Below are 15,902 nucleotides of genomic sequence, written 5' to 3'. Positions count from 1 at the left end.
GCAGATCGGCCTGTCCACAGGCTGATCGGTCAGCCGGGCGAAATATGCCAGCAAAACCATGAGGTCCGATTCCCTTTGGGGAATCGGACCTCATGGTTTTTAGCGGCCGGTGGCAGCAGCCAGGTGATTAGACCTTGCCCGCCATTTCAGAAGCGCCGTCGGTTGAACCCGCAACGCCGGCTGCGTAGCCGTCGCGCAAGATCTGGCCGAGGTTGGCATCAACGTTGCTCCAGTAGACGAAGAATCCTTCGCGAATGGAATCTATGGTGATGCCGTTGCACTGGCCCAGCAGGTTGTCGTGGAAGCGTTCCTTGGACTCGGCGCTGAAGACATCGCGGTACAGCGTTCCGGCCTGGCCGAAGTCATCGTCCTCGGAGCGCAGGGTCTGCGCGGCACGAACCATCTCGCCGTCGGTTTCCCAGCCGCCTTCGCCGGCACGTTCCGGCTGTGCAGCCGGGCCGCCGAAGGAGTTCGGGGTGTAGACGCGGGCGTCTGCGTCGTTGAAGTGGTACTGCATGGAGCCCTCATGCATGTAGTTGTTCACCGTGGCCGCGTGCGGCTGGTTGACCGGCAACTGGTTGTAGTTGGTGCCGATGCGGTTGCGCTGGGCATCCGGGTAGGAGAACACGCGTGCCATCAGCATCTTGTCGGGGCTGATGTCGATGCCCGGGACCAAGTTCGAGGGCGAGAACGCCGCCTGCTCGATCTCGGCGAAGAAGTTGCGCGGGTTGCGGTTAAGCGTGAAGTGGCCAACCGGGATCAGCGGGTAGTCCGCGTGCGGCCAGACCTTGGTCATGTCGAACGGGTTGAAGCGGTAGGTCTTGCCCTCTTCGTACGGCATGATCTGGACGGAAACATCCCAGGTCGGGTAGTTGCCGGCCTCGATGTTGTCGAACAGGTCGCGACGGTAGAAGTCGGCGTCGGAGCCCGCAAGCTTCTCGGCCTCTTCATTGGACATGTTATGCACGCCCTGGCGGGAATGGAAGTGGTACTGCACCCAGAAGCGCTCGCCCTCGGCGTTGATCCACTGGTAGGTGTGCGAGCCGTAGCCGTTCATTTCGCGCCAGGAGGTCGGCAGGCCGCGGTCACCCATCAGGTAGGTCACCTGGTGTGCGGACTCGGGGGAGTGCGTCCAGAAGTCCCACTGCATGTCGGCATCGCGCAGGCCGGAGGCGCCCAGGCGCTTCTGCGAGTGGATGAAGTCCGGGAACTTAAGACCATCGCGGATGAAGAACACCGGGGTGTTGTTGCCGACCACATCGTAGTTGCCCTCGGTGGTGTAGAAGCGAAGTGCGAAGCCACGCACGTCGCGCCAGGTGTCGGGGGAACCCTGCTCGCCGGCAACCGAGGAGAAACGCAGCAGCGTCTCGGATTTGGCGCCCGGCTGGAAGACGGCTGCGCGGGTGTACTTCGAGACGTCCTCGGTGACGGTGAATTCACCGAAGGCGCCGCCGCCCTTGGCGTGCGGGTTGCGCTCCGGCACGCGCTCGCGGTTGAACGCGGCAAGCTTCTCGACGAGGTAACGATCGTGGAGGGCGGTGATGCCGTCGGGGCCGGAGGTTAGCGAATGTTCGTCGCTGGCAACGGGGGCACCGCTCTGTGTGGTGGTGAAGTTCTCGCTCAAGAGATTCTCCTTCTTCCTGTGGGTTGGTAACTCTTCTGCCGGTTCACCGACGGGCCGCTAGGCCGCATCGGTTTTCCTGCAGTCTTCGCAGATGCCCTGGTAGAGGACATCGGCAAGCTGGATTTCCATGCCGTGGCTGTTCGACGGTGTCAGGCAGGGGGCGTGGCCCACCGCGCATTCGACGTCTTCGATGCGGCCGCAGCTGGTGCAAATGGCGTGATGGTGATTGTCATTAACGCGTGTCTCATAGAGCGCCGCGGAATATGGGGGAGTGAAGCGGCGCAACATGCCTTGCTCGGTCAGATCATTAAGCACGTTGTAAACGGACTGAATGGAAACTTCTGGCAACGTCCGGTGGACGGCGATGACAACTCTCTCCGCAGAGGAATGCGGGTGGCTTTCCAAGGCATCGAGGACGGCAAGGCGGCCGCGGGTAACCCGCAGTCCGAGATCCCGCATCTGAGCCGAATAGTCCATGTGATCCATTCCACCCTCTTAATTTGAATCTGTCAAGATAAGGAACCGCCAGAAGTTCAGATTCGATAGACTTCACACGTGGCCCGACTCCTTGCTGACCTGACCCCTTTGCGCGAAAGCCCTGCCTTCAAGAGATTATGGATCGGCAACGCGTTGTCGGCGGTAGGCGGCCAACTAACCCTTGTAGCCGTCAGCCTCGAGGTCTACGCGTTGACTGGGTCCAGTCTCTATGTTGGACTGCTGGGAGCTTTTGCCCTGGTACCACTGGTGCTGGCTGGACTATATGGCGGCGCTATTGCCGATGCTTATGATCGCCGCAAGGTGGCGCTAGCTTCGGCCCTCGTCTTGTGGACTGCCACCGCAGCCATCGCCGCGCAAGCATGGCTGGGCGTTGACAACGTGTGGCTGCTCTATGGTCTGGTGGCCATCCACTCCGCTGCGGGCGGAATCAACCAGCCCACCCGCGGTGCCATCATTCCCGCGATCGTGGGACTCAAGAACCTGCCCGCGGCCAACTCGCTCAATATGGTCACTTTCGGTATATCCCAGATGATTGGTCCGCTGCTTGGCGGGCTACTGGTCGCTCAGTTCGGATTTGGCTGGACCTACACCATTGATGTGCTCACTTATGCCGCGGCGGTGTGGTCCGTCTACAAATTGCCCTCGCTTCCCCCGGAAGGCACGCCTGCCAAGGCTGGCCTGCGATCGGTCATCGAGGGGTTTAAGTTCCTCGGCACCCAGCCCAACGTGCGGATGACCTTCCTGATCGACATCGCGGCCATGGTTTTAGCCGCGCCCAGAGCACTGCTACCTGCCATCGGCGCAATACTCATCGGCGGCGGTGAACTGACGATGGGGTTGCTCTTGGCGGCGACAGCGCTGGGTGCCTTCCTCGCGGGAATGTTCTCCGGGCCCGTCGGACGGATTCACCGCCAAGGCCTGGCGGTCTTTATCTGCGTGTGTTTATGGGGAGCCAGTATTGGTCTCTTCGGCGTTGTTGTGGTGCTCTCATCACGCAGCCCGGTCCCTTCGGACGGATCGATCGGAGGCTGGATATGGCCGGCAGCCGCGTGCATGGCTCTGGCTGGTGTGGCGGACGCCGTTTCGTCAGTTTTCCGAACCACCATTTTGCAATCCGCAACCCCCGATCATCTGCGTGGGCGCCTCCAAGGCGTGTTCATCGTGGTGGTCGCTGGTGGGCCACGGCTAGGGGAAATGCTCTCCGGTGGTGTCGCCGGGGGAATTGGCGAAGGGTGGACGCTAGTCTTTGGCGGTCTGGCCTGCATTGCGGCAGCAAGTGCACTGATGCGTTGGGAACCAGGTTTCTTGCGTTATGACTCTCGGCGTCCCAGCCCCTAATGTCCCGAGACATAGGGGGAACAAAGGCCGCATTCAGGGACGTTAAGTAAACTGGAAGCAACCAACGCTCCGGAACCTTCCCGGACCGTACATCGAGGAGAGAACTGACAGTGCACACTCACAACAACGGCCTGAAGACCGCGGGATTGCTTGGCGGCATGTTCGCTCTGTTGCTGGCCATTGGTGCTCTGCTGGCATCCGGAACTGGAAGTAGCAGCTTCATCTGGATCTTCGCGCTGATCGGTGTCGCGACTACGGCCTACGGTTACTGGAATAGTGACAAGATTGCTATCCGCTCGATGCAGGCCTACCCGGTGACCGAAGCGGAGCAACCTGCCATGTATCGGATCGTACGAGAACTGTCGATGACAGCTCAGGAACCGATGCCGCGGTTATACGTCTCGCCGACCATGGCCCCGAATGCCTTTGCCACCGGACGTAATCCGCAGAATGCGGCTGTGTGTTGCACCGAAGGAATCTTGGGATTGCTTAATGAACGTGAATTGCGTGGGGTCCTCGGCCACGAGCTGATGCACGTTTATAACCGCGACATCCTAACCTCCTCGGTCGCGGCCGCCGTTGCCGGTGTCATCACCGCGCTCGCGCAATTCCTACTCTTCTTTGGCGGAGGAGACCGTCGCAACGTCAATCCGCTGGCGCTGATCGCCATGTCGTTATTGGCGCCGTTGGCATCCACCGTGATCCAAATGGCAATCAGCCGCACGCGCGAATACGACGCGGACGAAGATGGCGCCAAATTGACTAATGACCCGCTGGCTTTGGCGTCGGCACTACGCAAGCTGGAGAGCGGTGTGCAACGTGCTCCGCTGCCCAGTGATGACCAGCGCTTGGTCAACACCTCGCACCTGATGATTGCCAATCCTTTCGCCGGAGGAGCCAAGAAACTCTTCGCAACCCACCCGCCGATGGACGACCGCGTCGCTCGGTTGGAGAAGATGGCTGGCCAGTCCCTCGGCTACTGAGAGGCGCTAGGAGCCGAACACAAATAGCGGGCGGCCCCGGAAAAATTGAATGAATGAACTGCTCCCCGAGAGTTGGACTGAACAATTCAGAACCAGACTTTTGGGGAGTTTTTCATACCCGAACAAAGGCAGTTGCCCACCGAGCGGCGTTCGGCTGCCGTGGACCCATCGCGAGAAGCTGCAGCGTAGTCAGGGGCGCGCTTGGGTGTCCGCTGCGGATTGGTTCGAAACAATACGTCTTCCTCATGAAGCATTGTGCCGGAACTAGAAACGGGGACGATTCGATCTGACTTGCGCTTACATGAGTGAGGTCTGAGACCAATGGTCGTTCGGTGTAAGGAAGCGAGAAAAATCCCGCAACTACCTCCCGTGAAGCGTTTTGTTTAGGTTAGCCTCAGCGTTTACTCTGAGAATGCGCAACTTCAAGTTGCGTATTGACTGAAGCCCAGCCTTACTCGAACCGAACAATACGTTGTTCTTGATACGGGCCACATTTGAAGGTAACGATGACCGGAAATTTCCTGATTGGCTTGCGTGAAGGACTCGAAGCGGTCCTGATCGTGGTGTTGCTTCTTGCCTACTTGAAGAAGAGCGGTCGTAGTCACCTCCTCCCACGAGTCTGGGCCGGAATTTCCTTGGCCGTCCTGATTTCCCTTGGGTTCGGCGCCCTTTTGACCTTCGGCCCACGTGGGCTGACTTTTGAAGCTCAAGAATTCATTGGCGGTGGCCTTTCGATTATTGCGGTGGGCTTTGTCACCTGGATGGTCTTCTGGATGGCAAAAGCATCAAAGTCACTGAGCTCTGACCTGCATCAGCAAATCGACAAGACCGCCGATGGTAATGCCTGGGGATTGGTGCTGGTGGCGGCCTTGGCTGTGGGGCGCGAGGGCCTTGAGACCGCGCTCTTTATTTGGGCAGCCGCTAGAGCCACGGGAGAAACCTGGCAGCCGTTGGTGGGGGCCTCTCTCGGCATCCTGGTGGCCGTGGGTCTGGGGGCGTTACTTCACCGAGGCGTGTTGAAAATTAATCTCTCCAAGTTTTTCACGTGGACGGGGGCAGCCTTGGTCATCGTTGCCGGTGGCGTTCTTGCCTATGGTGTGCACGATCTTCAAGAAGCCAGGGTCCTGCCCGGGCTGCACCACCTGGCCTTTGATATTTCCCATGTCATTGAACCCAGCGGATGGGTTGCAACGATTCTCAAGGGTGTCTTCAACTTCTCTCCCGCCACGACATGGCTCGAAGCGGTCGTGTGGGTGCTTTACGTCATTCCTGTCCTATTCCTTTACTTCCGACGCGTCCGTAAAGATGAACGCGGCCGGCGGCCCACCGCTGCCGTGCCGTCCGCCGCTGGCGCCTAAGACCCTGATCACTCTGCAAGGAAAAACCCTTCATGAAAACACGTATTCTCGCACCTGCAGCTGCCCTGGCAGCTGCCGCGCTGCTGCTCACCGGTTGCACCGACAACAATGCATCGGCCGATGGCACCATCAAGGTCAACAGCACCAGTGACGCCTGCGAAGTCTCGACCACGTCGGCACCTGGCGGAACGCTGAACTTCAGTGTCACCAACGGTAGCGACAAGGTGACGGAGTTCTACCTGCTGGCCGACGACGGTCTGCGAATTGTAGGTGAAGTGGAGAACGTCGGGCCGGGCTTGAGCCGTGACCTCGTAGTCATTGCACCGGAAGGAAACTACTTCACGGCCTGCAAGCCGGGAATGGTCGGCGACGGCATCCGGGCGGCCTTCGCCGTGACGGCAGCACCTGCCGGGCAGAGCGTCAACGCTGATCGTGCGGCACTGCAGGAAACTGCGGTGAACCTGTACTCGGCCTATGTTAAGGACCAGACACAGCAGCTCGTCGAGGGGACCACCGAGTTCGCCACCGCCTTTGCAGCAGGTGACGTCAAAAAGGCGAAGGAGCTGTACCCCGCAGTTCGCATGCACTGGGAACGCATTGAGCCCGTTGCCGAATCCTTCGGAGACCTTGACCCGATCCTTGATGCCCGTGAAGCCGATCTTGAAAAGGGCGACGAATTCACCGGTTGGCACCGTGCGGAAAAGGATCTCTGGGCGCCCAAGGGCTACACCGCCATGACGCAGGCTCAGCGACAAAAAATCGCGGACAAGATGGTCGCCAATACCGCTGAATTGAACAGCCGGACCCAGGAGCTGACCTACACCTCCGACAAGCTGTCCAACGGCGCCAAGGAGCTCCTCGACGAGGTGGCCACCGGAAAGGTGACCGGCGAGGAAGAAGCCTTCTCCCACACCGACCTGTGGGATTTCCAAGCCAATGTCGATGGCGCTCGTATTGCCTACGAGGACCTCAAACCGCTGTTGACGGAAAACGACTCCGAGCTGGATCAGGCACTGGAAACCAATTTCGCAACCCTGCAGGGATTACTGGATCAGTACAAGAAGGGTGACGGCTTTGTGCTTTACACCGAGCTGTCCGAAGCTCAGATTCAGGAACTCAGCGCGGCCGTGGATGCCTTGAGTGAGCCGCTGTCCAAGCTGACCGCAGCGGTAGTGAAGTAGCATTCGAAGGAATTGATGATGGGTAGAACCACCGCGGACGACACCGCACGACGATCAACTGGCATTAGTCGAAGAGGGCTATTCACTGCCGCGGGTGCGGGTGGAATTGGCCTGGCCGTTGGTGCGTTGGGAACCAGCGCAGTGAATGCGGCGGTATCACCCCAGACCCCGGACACGGTGGTTCCCTTTTACGGCGAACACCAAGCGGGTATCGCCACCGAGGCCCAGGACAGAATGCACATTGCGGCATTCGACGTCACCGCGAGCACGAGGGAGTCACTGATCTCTCTGCTCAAGGACTGGACCGAAGCCATCGAGTCGTTGACCCGCGGCGCGGAGATCGGCGATGGCGCCACCGGCGGCAACTATGACTCGCCTCCGGACGACACCGGGGAAGCCCTGGGACTGGAGGCCAGCCACCTGACGGTCACCATAGGTTTCGGGCGGTCGCTCTTTACGCTGGAGGGTGTGGACAGATACAACCTGTCAAAGCATTTGCCTGAGGCCCTGATTGAACTGCCACATTTTTCTGCTGACGCGTTGGAGGACGCTCGCAGCGGGGGAGACCTGATCGTTCAGGCCTGTGCCGATGATCCTCAGGTGGCAGTTCATGCGGTCCGCAATCTGGCACGAATTGCCTTCGGCCGAGCCCGGGTCCGTTGGTCGCAGATCGGCTTTGGACGCACCTCCTCTACCTCCACCACCCAGACAACGCCCAGAAACCTCTTTGGGTTTAGAGATGGTACGGCAAACCTCAAGTTGGAGGACAACGACCTGCTCAATGAGCACGTTTGGGTCAGCGGAGGCACCGGTGCCGAGGCGTGGATGAATGGTGGCACTTACATGGTGGCTCGCCGTATACGCATGCACATCGAGACCTGGGACAGATCGACGATGCGTGACCAAGAAAATATCATCGGGCGCACCAAAAAAGAGGGTGCACCGCTCTCGGGTGGTGAGGAGTTCACCGAGCCTGATTTCAATTTGCAGGGCCGCGAGGGGCCGCTGGTTGCGGTGGATTCGCATGTCGCCATGGCGCACCCCACCAGGAACAACGGTGTGCAGATGTTGCGGCGGGGGTTCAACTACACCGACGGTTCCGACGGACTGGGCCGGCTCGATGCAGGATTGTTCTTTATTGCCTTTGTGGTCGATGCCAGAACACACTACGTCCCCATGCAGTCAGCCATGGCCAAAAACGACCTGCTGGCGGAGTACCTGCGGCACACTGGGTCGGGACTCTTCGCGATTCCTGCAGGAGTTCAAGCCGGGCAGTATCTGGGGCAGGCGCTCTTCGACGCGTAACTCGTCGACGGTGAGGTACAACTTTCGGGCCACTGGCTGTGTGTTTTCACCGATGAGGTGACCGACACCAGGCTCTGGTGGAGCAACGCTGCGCGCAAAATTCTTGCCCGTTCTTGATCTTCTCGATGCTCAGTAGTATTCGCACGGCGCCGAGACCATGAGGAAGATCACCAAATATCTCGTGAAGGTTGAAACGCAAGAAGGCTCCGGCGCATCTAAGCGTGCCGGAGCCTTCTTCGTGGACCGTTTATGTTTAGCGGAAGTTCACAAATTGAAGGTCGGCTTCTTCAAAGGACCGCAACAGATTCATGGTGGTCTGAAGATCGTCGCGGGACTTCGAGGACACGCGCAGTTCGTCACCCTGAATGGTGGACTTCACACCCTTGGGCGCTTCGTCGCGGATCAACTTGTTGATCTTCTTCGCCACATCCTGGGCAATGCCCTCAACGATTTCCGCTTCAATGCGGTATTCCTTGCCGGACGGGAAAGGATCGCCGGCTTCTAGCGACTTCAAGGAGATGTTTCGCTTGACCAGCTTCGACTGGAAAACGTCGAGTACTGCCTTGACGCGCTCCTCGGAGTTCGCCTTCATCAGAATCTTCTCGCCGCTGAAATCGATCTCGGCGCCGATGCCCTTGAAGTCGTAACGCTGGACAATTTCCTTCTGCGCTTGGTTCATCGCATTGGACACTTCCTGGCTGTCAACCTTGCTGACAACATCAAAAGTTGAATCGCTCGCCATGTGAGCCTCCTACGTGTAGAGAATTTGGTCTTTGCCTACAAGCGTACCGGGGTGCCACAAAAGCCCGAAAATCCAGCATTTCTCCCACGCACGAACTCTCGATTTGCCAACTCGGGAAATAGTCATGTAGAGTTTCTACTCGTTCCGCAGGGAACATTCGGCAGATTACCCGAGCGGCCAAAGGGGGCTGACTGTAAATCAGCTGGCAACGCCTTCACTGGTTCGAATCCAGTATCTGCCACCGAATGAACGAAGCTCGTGTTCAAATCCAAAAGATTTGAACACGAGCTTTTTTCATGCCCAAACGTATCGTCGCAGGTGGTGGGCGCCTTGAATTCAAATATTCGCCTGTTCGCTCATGGTGAAACGACTTTTTCTGCAAAACGTTTACGCGGCAAGCTGCTCGCTCATCGGGACCACATAGATATCCCACAGCAGCATGATCGATTCTGCTGGCGCGTCCAACACAGCCTTGTAGTGAGCCCACTGCCACTCGGTGGCGCCGTTATCCCGCAACGGCTTCGGGGGACACGACCCCGGGGTTAGCCATCGTTTGCCATTCCAGATGGCTTGTAAGGGACCAACAGCGGTGGCAGCAGCGGAGGGGTCCTCCAATGGAACCGGGAACGACACCCGCTCTTGGATGCGCACGGCCGGGGCCAACGCGAAGGGCGTAGATTCAAGAATCTCCAGATCCATCGGCAGCCCATCAACATATTGCTCTGCCAGCAGCATGCCTTCAGAAAGCGCCTTACGGCCGGACGGCCCGCTGGTGATCAGCAACAAAGTGCAACGTGTCATTTTTGTATCAACCGTCGGGTCGCCCACACGGCCACGTACCGGTTGCTTCCTTTCTCTTCGAGTGGCGTCGCAAATTTTTGGTTCCGCCTCGACTCGTGTGGTGCTTGGCAGAAACGCGAATGATGCAAGGTTCGCCAGCATCATTGATGACCGTTTTCCTCCTCGTTATCAGTTCTCCCTGATCCTGAGGATACGGTTGCGAGGGCACTTACGGGGACGGGAAAACCAATCTGTGGATATCCGTCCGCCGGCGAGCGGAAACAGGACCCGAATATGCCCCGAAGGGTCGAATAATGAGTACTGGATGGGGCGAGCCCCGCTTCACGCGGTACCGTAGGACTATGGCTACTATCAATATCACCGAGTCTGAGTTCACGACGACGCTGGAAGAAAATGACATTGTCTTCGTGGATTTCTGGGCTGCGTGGTGCGGACCCTGCCGCCAATTTGCACCGGTCTACGACAAAACTTCGGAAAAATTCCCTGAGGTGACATTCGCAAAGGTTGATACCGAGGCGGAGCAGGGATTGGCACGCTCGGCAAACATCACTTCGATTCCCACGCTCATGGCCTTCAGGGACAAGGTGCTGGTCTTCTCGCAGCCCGGTGCCATGAACGCGGCGCAACTTGATGACCTCGTCGTGGCGGTCAAGGGTATCGATATGCAGCAGGTCCATGCGCAGATCGCGCAGCAAGAAGCCCAAGCCCAGTAGCTTCCATGCCTTATCGGCGTCGGTGATCCATCGGTGCCAACCTCGGGCCAAAGGCCTGTTTGTGTTGACCGGATAACCCAATCAGGCGGATGACGCGCTGTCGATGCCCAGCAAAGGGTTGAAGCAGAGCTAACATCCCGTCATCGTCAACTCGCCGGCCGGTGAGTACCTGACCAACAAATGCGGCCAAATGGAAGTCGCCCACCGATATATGGTCCGGTGAACCATGGGTGCGCTGCAAGACCTCCGCAATGCTCCAGGGACCAACTCCCGGTATCGATGCCAGTGCGGCCTGTAGTGTCCCGGCTCCCATCACGTTCTCCCGCTTGGCGCCCAGCTCCAGTAGCGCCCAGCGTTCAAGGCTGGCTGCGGCGCCCGCGGCCCGAACGGCGGTGGACGAACGTTGAGCATCAACGCGCGCCTGGTGCCATTGCCACGGCTGCAGGGATCTGATCGCGGCGGGCGTCGGCGGCAAACGCATCAGTTCCGGAGTGGGCCCCGGGGGAATCTCGCCAACGGCACGGCAAATATAGCGCCATGCGAAATGCGCCTCGAGGACCGTGACCTTTTGCTCAAGGATGGCCGGGAGCAAAGCATCAAAAACGCGTCCCGTGGAGGGAAACCGCAGCCCGGGATTAAATTTCCGGCTACGGGCCACGACCGGGTGCAAAGCCTCCCTGTTTTCTGCCACGTCGAATTCTTCCCAATCGTCGTACGCACCGAGTAAATGCAAACCGCGTTCAACTGCATGTCCGGCGCCATCACCCCAAGCGGAGATCGTGAATCCGGCCCCTGCCTCCGGGACCCTGCGCACCAGAACGCTTGCGGGCCCACCAGCGGTATGGAAGCACAACCATGCGCTGGAATCATTGAGTTGTACCGTGGGATCACCGGCCCCGCGCTGCAGAATTCCCAGGGTTTGTCGTAACGCGTAGGCACCAGCTGGCTTCCACGAAGCCTGTGCCTCGGCGCTGGTCTCAGAGGGATGCGGTACGTCGTTCATGGCTCCATACTCTCACCGAGGCGGGCAATTCCAACGCATGAAGATTCACTACGAACGGCGACAATATTGTGACGCGCCGCCGGTAGAGTTGGGCGCATGAAGTATGCGAGCACAGTCCTGGACCTGATTGGGAACACCCCGCTGGTCAAGCTAAATTCGGTCACCGCAGGCATCGATGCCACGATTCTGGTGAAGCTGGAATACCTGAACCCCGGCGGATCCATCAAGGACCGTATTTCCCTAAAAATGGTCGAGCGGGCCGAGGCAGAGGGGCTTCTGCAGCCCGGCGGAACCATCGTGGAACCCACCAGTGGCAACACCGGTGTGGGACTGGCCATGGTGGGTCAGCTCAAGGGATACAAAACCATCTTCGTGACCCCCGATAAGGTCGGCGAAGAAAAGCGCGACGTGCTGCGCGCCTACGGAGCCGAGGTGGTGGTGACCCCCACCGCGGTGGCGCCTGATTCCCCCGAGTCCTACTACGGCGTCTCCGATCGCCTGGTGCGCGAGATCGAAGGCGCCTACAAGCCCGACCAGTTCTCCAACCCGGCTGCCCCGGATAGCCACTACGAATCCACCGGTCCAGAAATCTGGAACGATACCGATGGCACGCTGACCCATGTGGTCATCGGCGCCGGTACCGGCGGAACCATCACCGGCACCGGACGCTACCTCAAAGAGATCTCCGCCGACCGCGCCTCGGGACCGGTCAAGGTCATCGGTGCCGACCCCGACGGTTCGGTCTACTCCGGGGGCACCGGCCGCCCCTACTTCGTTGAAGGTGTTGGCGAAGACATGTGGCCGGGCAACTACGATGCCTCGGTGCCCGACGAGATCATCGCCGTCACCGACGCCGATGCCTTCTCGATGACCCGCCGCCTAGCCAAGGAAGAGGGGCTGCTGGTTGGCGGATCCTCCGGCATGGCAGTAGTCGCCGCCCTGGCGGTGGCCAAGGATCTTCCTGCCGAGGCCATCGTGGTGGTCATCCTTCCCGATGGCGGCCGCGGCTACCTGGGCAAGATCTTCAACGATAACTGGATGCGTTCCTATGGTTTCCTGCGCGATGACACGGCCGACACCGTTGGCGCCCTGCTCACCGCGAAGCCGACGGACCTGCCGGATTTGGTGCATACCCACATGAACGAGACGGTGCGCGACGCCGTGGCGATCATGAATGAATACGGCGTCTCGGCCCTACCGGTGCTCTCCGCCGAACCGCCCGTACGCATTGGCGAGGTGCGCGGCTACATTGATGAGCGCACCCTGACCGAAAAGCTGTTCCGCAACGAGATCGCGCTGACCGATCCGGTGGGCCCGATGGTCACCGCCGCACTGCCCCTCATTGGCATCCATGAAACCATTGACCGTGCCAAGGAACAGCTCTCGACGCACGACGCCCTGTTGGTCACCGACGACGGGGCAGCGGTTGGCGTTATCACCCGCCATGACCTGCTGACCTACCTCACCCACTAAGAAAGTTGGCTCCCAACATGAGTGAAAACATCCAAGGATTCAACACCCGCGCAGTTCATGCCGGGCAGGCGTTTGAACCCCGCACCGGTGCCGTGGTTCCACCGCTGCACTTCTCCTCAACCTATGCCCAGGATGGCATCGGCAACCTGCGTGCCGGTTATGAATACGGCCGCGGCGGTAACCCCACACGCGACGCATTGCAGGAGCAACTAGCCGCCCTGGAAAACGGAACCCACGCCTTCTCCTTCTCCTCCGGCCTCGCCGCCGAGGACTCGCTGATTCGTGCCCTGGCGCAGCCCGGGGATCACATTGTGCTGGGCAACGACGCGTACGGCGGAACCTACCGCCTCATTTCACGCGTCTTGGGCGGTTGGGGCATCGGTAACACTCCGGTGGACATGTCCGATCACGAGGCGCTGAAGGCAGCCATCGTGGCCAACAAGACCCGCTTGGTATGGGTGGAAACCCCGTCGAACCCGATGATGCGTATCTCCGACATCAGCGCCATCGCCGCCATCACTCACGAGGCCGGCGCCCTGTTGGTGGTGGATAACACCTTCGCTTCCCCGTACCTGCAGCAGCCCCTCGATTTGGGAGCCGACGTGGTGGTGCACTCCACCACCAAGTACATCGGTGGACACTCGGACGTCGTTGGTGGCGCGATTGTGGTTAAGGATCCTGCGCTGGCCGAGGCCATCGGCTTCATTCAGTTCGCCGTTGGTGCCGTGTCCGGCCCGATGGACGCATTTTTGACCACCCGTGGTCTGAAGACCTTGGGCGTGCGGATGCGCACTCACTCGGAAAACGCCATGGCGGTGGCCACCTGGCTGCAGTCACGTCCCGAAGTTGAGGCAGTGCACTACCCGGGACTTGAATCGCATTCCGGACACGAGCTGGCCAAAGCGCAGATGCGCGACTTCGGCGGCATGGTCTCGGTGCAGTTCACCGGCGGCGAGAACGCGGCACGCACCATTGCCGAGGCGACACGAATCTTCACCCTCGCCGAGTCCCTCGGTGGCATTGAATCGTTGATGAACTACCCCTCGGAGATGACGCACGCATCGGTGAAGGGGACCGAACTGGCAGTACCGGTGAACCTGTTGCGCCTCTCGGTGGGTATTGAAGACATCGCTGACTTGATTGCCGACCTTGAGCAGGCCTTCTCCAAGCTGTAAAAATCTCCACAGCACAGCATGAGGGCCGCGGCTCTCTAGGAACCTACGTCCTAGAGAGCCGCGGCCCTCGTCTTGTATTCTCAACCTGGCGGGTTGAAATCAACGGTGCATTAGCGTGAGTTCGCGGACCTCTGACGCTGACGTTCGGCCTTGCGCCGGGCACGGGCCTCCTTGGACTGCGGGGCAAAGTATCGAATGCTTCCCGGGGTCCACAACAGGATGACTCCCACCAGCAGGAGTGCCCCGAAGATCCCCACGCGTACACCTCGGGTCATCAGGGGGATGCCAACGATGATTCCACACCAGGTCAGCGAGATCTGCCCGGCCAGTTTGCCGCGCCACAGCTGAAGCGTGCAATAGGCGACTACGGCTCCCAATCCCACTAGAGCAATGCCTGCGCCCCAGAATCCTGCGGCTTCGGAGGCGGGACGCGAGTTGGCATTGAGGAAGAAACCACCGGCAAAGGCCAGCGCGGAGAGGGCAGTTGCGGTCCACCACCAGCGAGCCGCTAGCAACGTGGTGGGGAGAGTCGGTTTGGTGGTATTCATCCGGCGGCCACGGGGGAGAAGAATGACTGATCCATATTCCGCAGGTTACCCGATGTCCGCTCACTGACAGATTCGGAAGGGGAGTGGGAGCCGGCACTGCAGCTGCTGCGGCACCGGTAGGCACCATGGATACGTTGATTCACGGCGCTTCACCGAGACCCTTAGAATGATTCACATGAACGTTTCCCCTGCTGCCAAGCGGCTCGAATTCGACTCCGACCCCATCGCCAGTGGAACGTTGGAAGCGGTGTGTGTGGTGCACGCGCTGCGGATGGACTCGGGTGCCGTTGGCATCACCGCGATCGATAAGCGACCGGTTGACGGTGCCGTCAAGGTACGCAAAATGGGCCTCTACGCGGACACTCAGGTAGACCGCGAACACCACGGAGGTCATGATCAAGCCATCTACGCCTACAGTGCTGCGGAGGCGGCACGGTGGAGCGACGAGCTGGGCAAGCCGGTGCCTGCGGGACTCTTTGGCGAAAACTTGCGTGTAGTGGGCATCGAAACCACCAACGCCGTGGTCGGCGAACGCTGGAAAATTGGTGCGCATGTGGTCGTGGAAGTGACCAGCCCGCGCATTCCCTGCTCGACGTTTGCCCGGTACCTTCAGGAAGAGAACTGGGTGCAGAGGTTCACCGATCGCGGCGACGTTGGTTGCTTCCTGAAGGTGATTCGCACCGGGAAGATCACCGCGGGGGACAAGATTGCGGTGATGTCCCGGCCGGAACACGGGGTCACGGTGCGGGAAATCTTTGTGGGACCCAGCCGCGAAGCCGCCGAAGCGCTCCTCGAGCACGCACGGAGTACCGAAACGGAAATCCCGGCCAAGGTGTTGCGTACCCTGCCGACGCTTTAGTACGGCTGTGCGGCCCGTCATTTCGGGGATTTTTGGGTCATGCTGGTGATTCTCTAGGCATAGTTTTTGCGCCGTGGTGAGGCCGTGTGCGCAACCTCACCGGGATTAACTGACCCAATTCGACGGTGGGGCGATAGTATTAGGTGTTCACTGTATCCGGCTTCCCTCGCATTTTGCCCAATTTTTGAGGCAAAAGCTCGTCGTGTGTGAGCCCGCAAATTATGCGGGTTGTTCCTTTCATAGGGGAGTCGCCGGACCAAAGTGATTGCGTCCGATTGTGCTGCGGAACCTCGTTGATACG

The 15,902-nt window shown here is 59.7% G+C and carries 15 protein-coding genes and 1 tRNA gene; 10 read left to right on the top strand and 6 right to left on the bottom strand.

All coding sequences use genetic code 11. The features are described from left to right. Positions 1-127: 127 nt before the first annotated feature. Entirely contained in the window at positions 128-1,624 is a 1,497-nt protein-coding gene (locus KUF55_RS12705; RefSeq protein WP_218816824.1) for a catalase, read from the bottom strand. A 57-nt stretch (positions 1,625-1,681) separates the two neighbouring features. Next, the gene (locus tag KUF55_RS12700) at positions 1,682-2,110 is read right to left on the bottom strand and encodes a Fur family transcriptional regulator (RefSeq protein ID WP_132358796.1); all 429 of its coding nucleotides are present in this window, start codon (positions 2,108-2,110) and stop codon (positions 1,682-1,684) included. A gap of 69 nt (positions 2,111-2,179) precedes the next feature. Between KUF55_RS12700 and KUF55_RS12695 the strand changes: the two genes are divergently transcribed. From KUF55_RS12695 to efeB, 5 genes are all read left to right on the top strand, one after another. After that, positions 2,180-3,460, top strand: a complete 1,281-nt coding sequence (locus KUF55_RS12695; RefSeq protein ID WP_218816823.1) for an MFS transporter — start codon at positions 2,180-2,182, stop codon at positions 3,458-3,460. A 110-nt stretch (positions 3,461-3,570) separates the two neighbouring features. Continuing rightward, entirely contained in the window at positions 3,571-4,443 is an 873-nt protein-coding gene (htpX, locus tag KUF55_RS12690; RefSeq protein ID WP_132358792.1) for a zinc metalloprotease HtpX, read from the top strand. Between the two features lie 506 nt (positions 4,444-4,949). Continuing rightward, positions 4,950-5,801, top strand: coding sequence for an iron uptake transporter permease EfeU (gene efeU, locus KUF55_RS12685; protein ID WP_218816822.1), 852 nt, complete (start codon positions 4,950-4,952; stop codon positions 5,799-5,801). A 32-nt stretch (positions 5,802-5,833) separates the two neighbouring features. Then, positions 5,834-6,982 (top strand): iron uptake system protein EfeO, encoded by a 1,149-nt coding sequence (gene efeO / locus KUF55_RS12680; RefSeq protein ID WP_218816821.1) that lies wholly within the window; start codon positions 5,834-5,836, stop codon positions 6,980-6,982. An 18-nt stretch (positions 6,983-7,000) separates the two neighbouring features. Beyond that, positions 7,001-8,287: an iron uptake transporter deferrochelatase/peroxidase subunit gene (efeB, locus tag KUF55_RS12675; protein WP_218816820.1), complete on the top strand. Its 1,287-nt coding sequence runs from the start codon at positions 7,001-7,003 to the stop codon at positions 8,285-8,287. A gap of 253 nt (positions 8,288-8,540) precedes the next feature. On the opposite strand, the gene KUF55_RS12670 is transcribed toward efeB, so the two are convergent. After that, positions 8,541-9,029 carry a YajQ family cyclic di-GMP-binding protein gene (locus KUF55_RS12670; protein WP_132358786.1) on the bottom strand — a complete coding sequence of 163 codons (489 nt, stop codon included), beginning with the start codon at positions 9,027-9,029 and terminating at the stop codon, positions 8,541-8,543. A 159-nt stretch (positions 9,030-9,188) separates the two neighbouring features. On the opposite strand from KUF55_RS12670, the gene KUF55_RS12665 reads away from it, so the two are divergent. After that, positions 9,189-9,270, top strand: a tRNA-Tyr gene (locus KUF55_RS12665). Positions 9,271-9,416: 146 nt separating this feature from the next. On the opposite strand, the gene KUF55_RS12660 is transcribed toward KUF55_RS12665, so the two are convergent. Further along, a complete protein-coding gene (locus tag KUF55_RS12660) occupies positions 9,417-9,830 on the bottom strand; it encodes a hypothetical protein (RefSeq protein ID WP_132358784.1) in 414 nt (137 codons plus the stop codon). Positions 9,831-10,171: 341 nt separating this feature from the next. Here KUF55_RS12660 and KUF55_RS12655 point away from each other — a divergent pair, with 341 nt between their 5' ends. Continuing rightward, positions 10,172-10,543 (top strand): co-chaperone YbbN, encoded by a 372-nt coding sequence (locus tag KUF55_RS12655; RefSeq protein ID WP_132358782.1) that lies wholly within the window; start codon positions 10,172-10,174, stop codon positions 10,541-10,543. Between the two features lie 10 nt (positions 10,544-10,553). Here KUF55_RS12655 and KUF55_RS12650 read toward each other — a convergent pair whose 3' ends face one another. Next, complete coding sequence (locus tag KUF55_RS12650) at positions 10,554-11,546, bottom strand: DNA-3-methyladenine glycosylase (RefSeq protein WP_218816819.1); 993 nt, start codon at positions 11,544-11,546, stop codon at positions 10,554-10,556. 96 nt (positions 11,547-11,642) lie between these two features. Here KUF55_RS12650 and KUF55_RS12645 point away from each other — a divergent pair, with 96 nt between their 5' ends. Then, the gene (locus KUF55_RS12645) at positions 11,643-13,019 is read left to right on the top strand and encodes a cystathionine beta-synthase (RefSeq protein ID WP_132358778.1); all 1,377 of its coding nucleotides are present in this window, start codon (positions 11,643-11,645) and stop codon (positions 13,017-13,019) included. A 17-nt stretch (positions 13,020-13,036) separates the two neighbouring features. After that, positions 13,037-14,194 carry a cystathionine gamma-synthase gene (locus KUF55_RS12640; protein WP_132358776.1) on the top strand — a complete coding sequence of 386 codons (1,158 nt, stop codon included), beginning with the start codon at positions 13,037-13,039 and terminating at the stop codon, positions 14,192-14,194. Between the two features lie 110 nt (positions 14,195-14,304). Here the strand turns inward: KUF55_RS12640 and KUF55_RS12635 are convergent, their stop codons facing one another. After that, positions 14,305-14,742 (bottom strand): hypothetical protein, encoded by a 438-nt coding sequence (locus KUF55_RS12635; protein ID WP_132358774.1) that lies wholly within the window; start codon positions 14,740-14,742, stop codon positions 14,305-14,307. Between the two features lie 175 nt (positions 14,743-14,917). On the opposite strand from KUF55_RS12635, the gene KUF55_RS12630 reads away from it, so the two are divergent. Then, complete coding sequence (locus KUF55_RS12630) at positions 14,918-15,601, top strand: MOSC domain-containing protein (protein WP_218816818.1); 684 nt, start codon at positions 14,918-14,920, stop codon at positions 15,599-15,601. The last annotated feature ends 301 nt before the right edge of the window (positions 15,602-15,902 follow it).

The sequence above is a fragment of the Paeniglutamicibacter sp. Y32M11 genome, assembly GCF_019285735.1.
Classification (GTDB): domain Bacteria; phylum Actinomycetota; class Actinomycetes; order Actinomycetales; family Micrococcaceae; genus Paeniglutamicibacter.
This window is presented reverse-complemented; position numbering and strand designations above follow the sequence as displayed.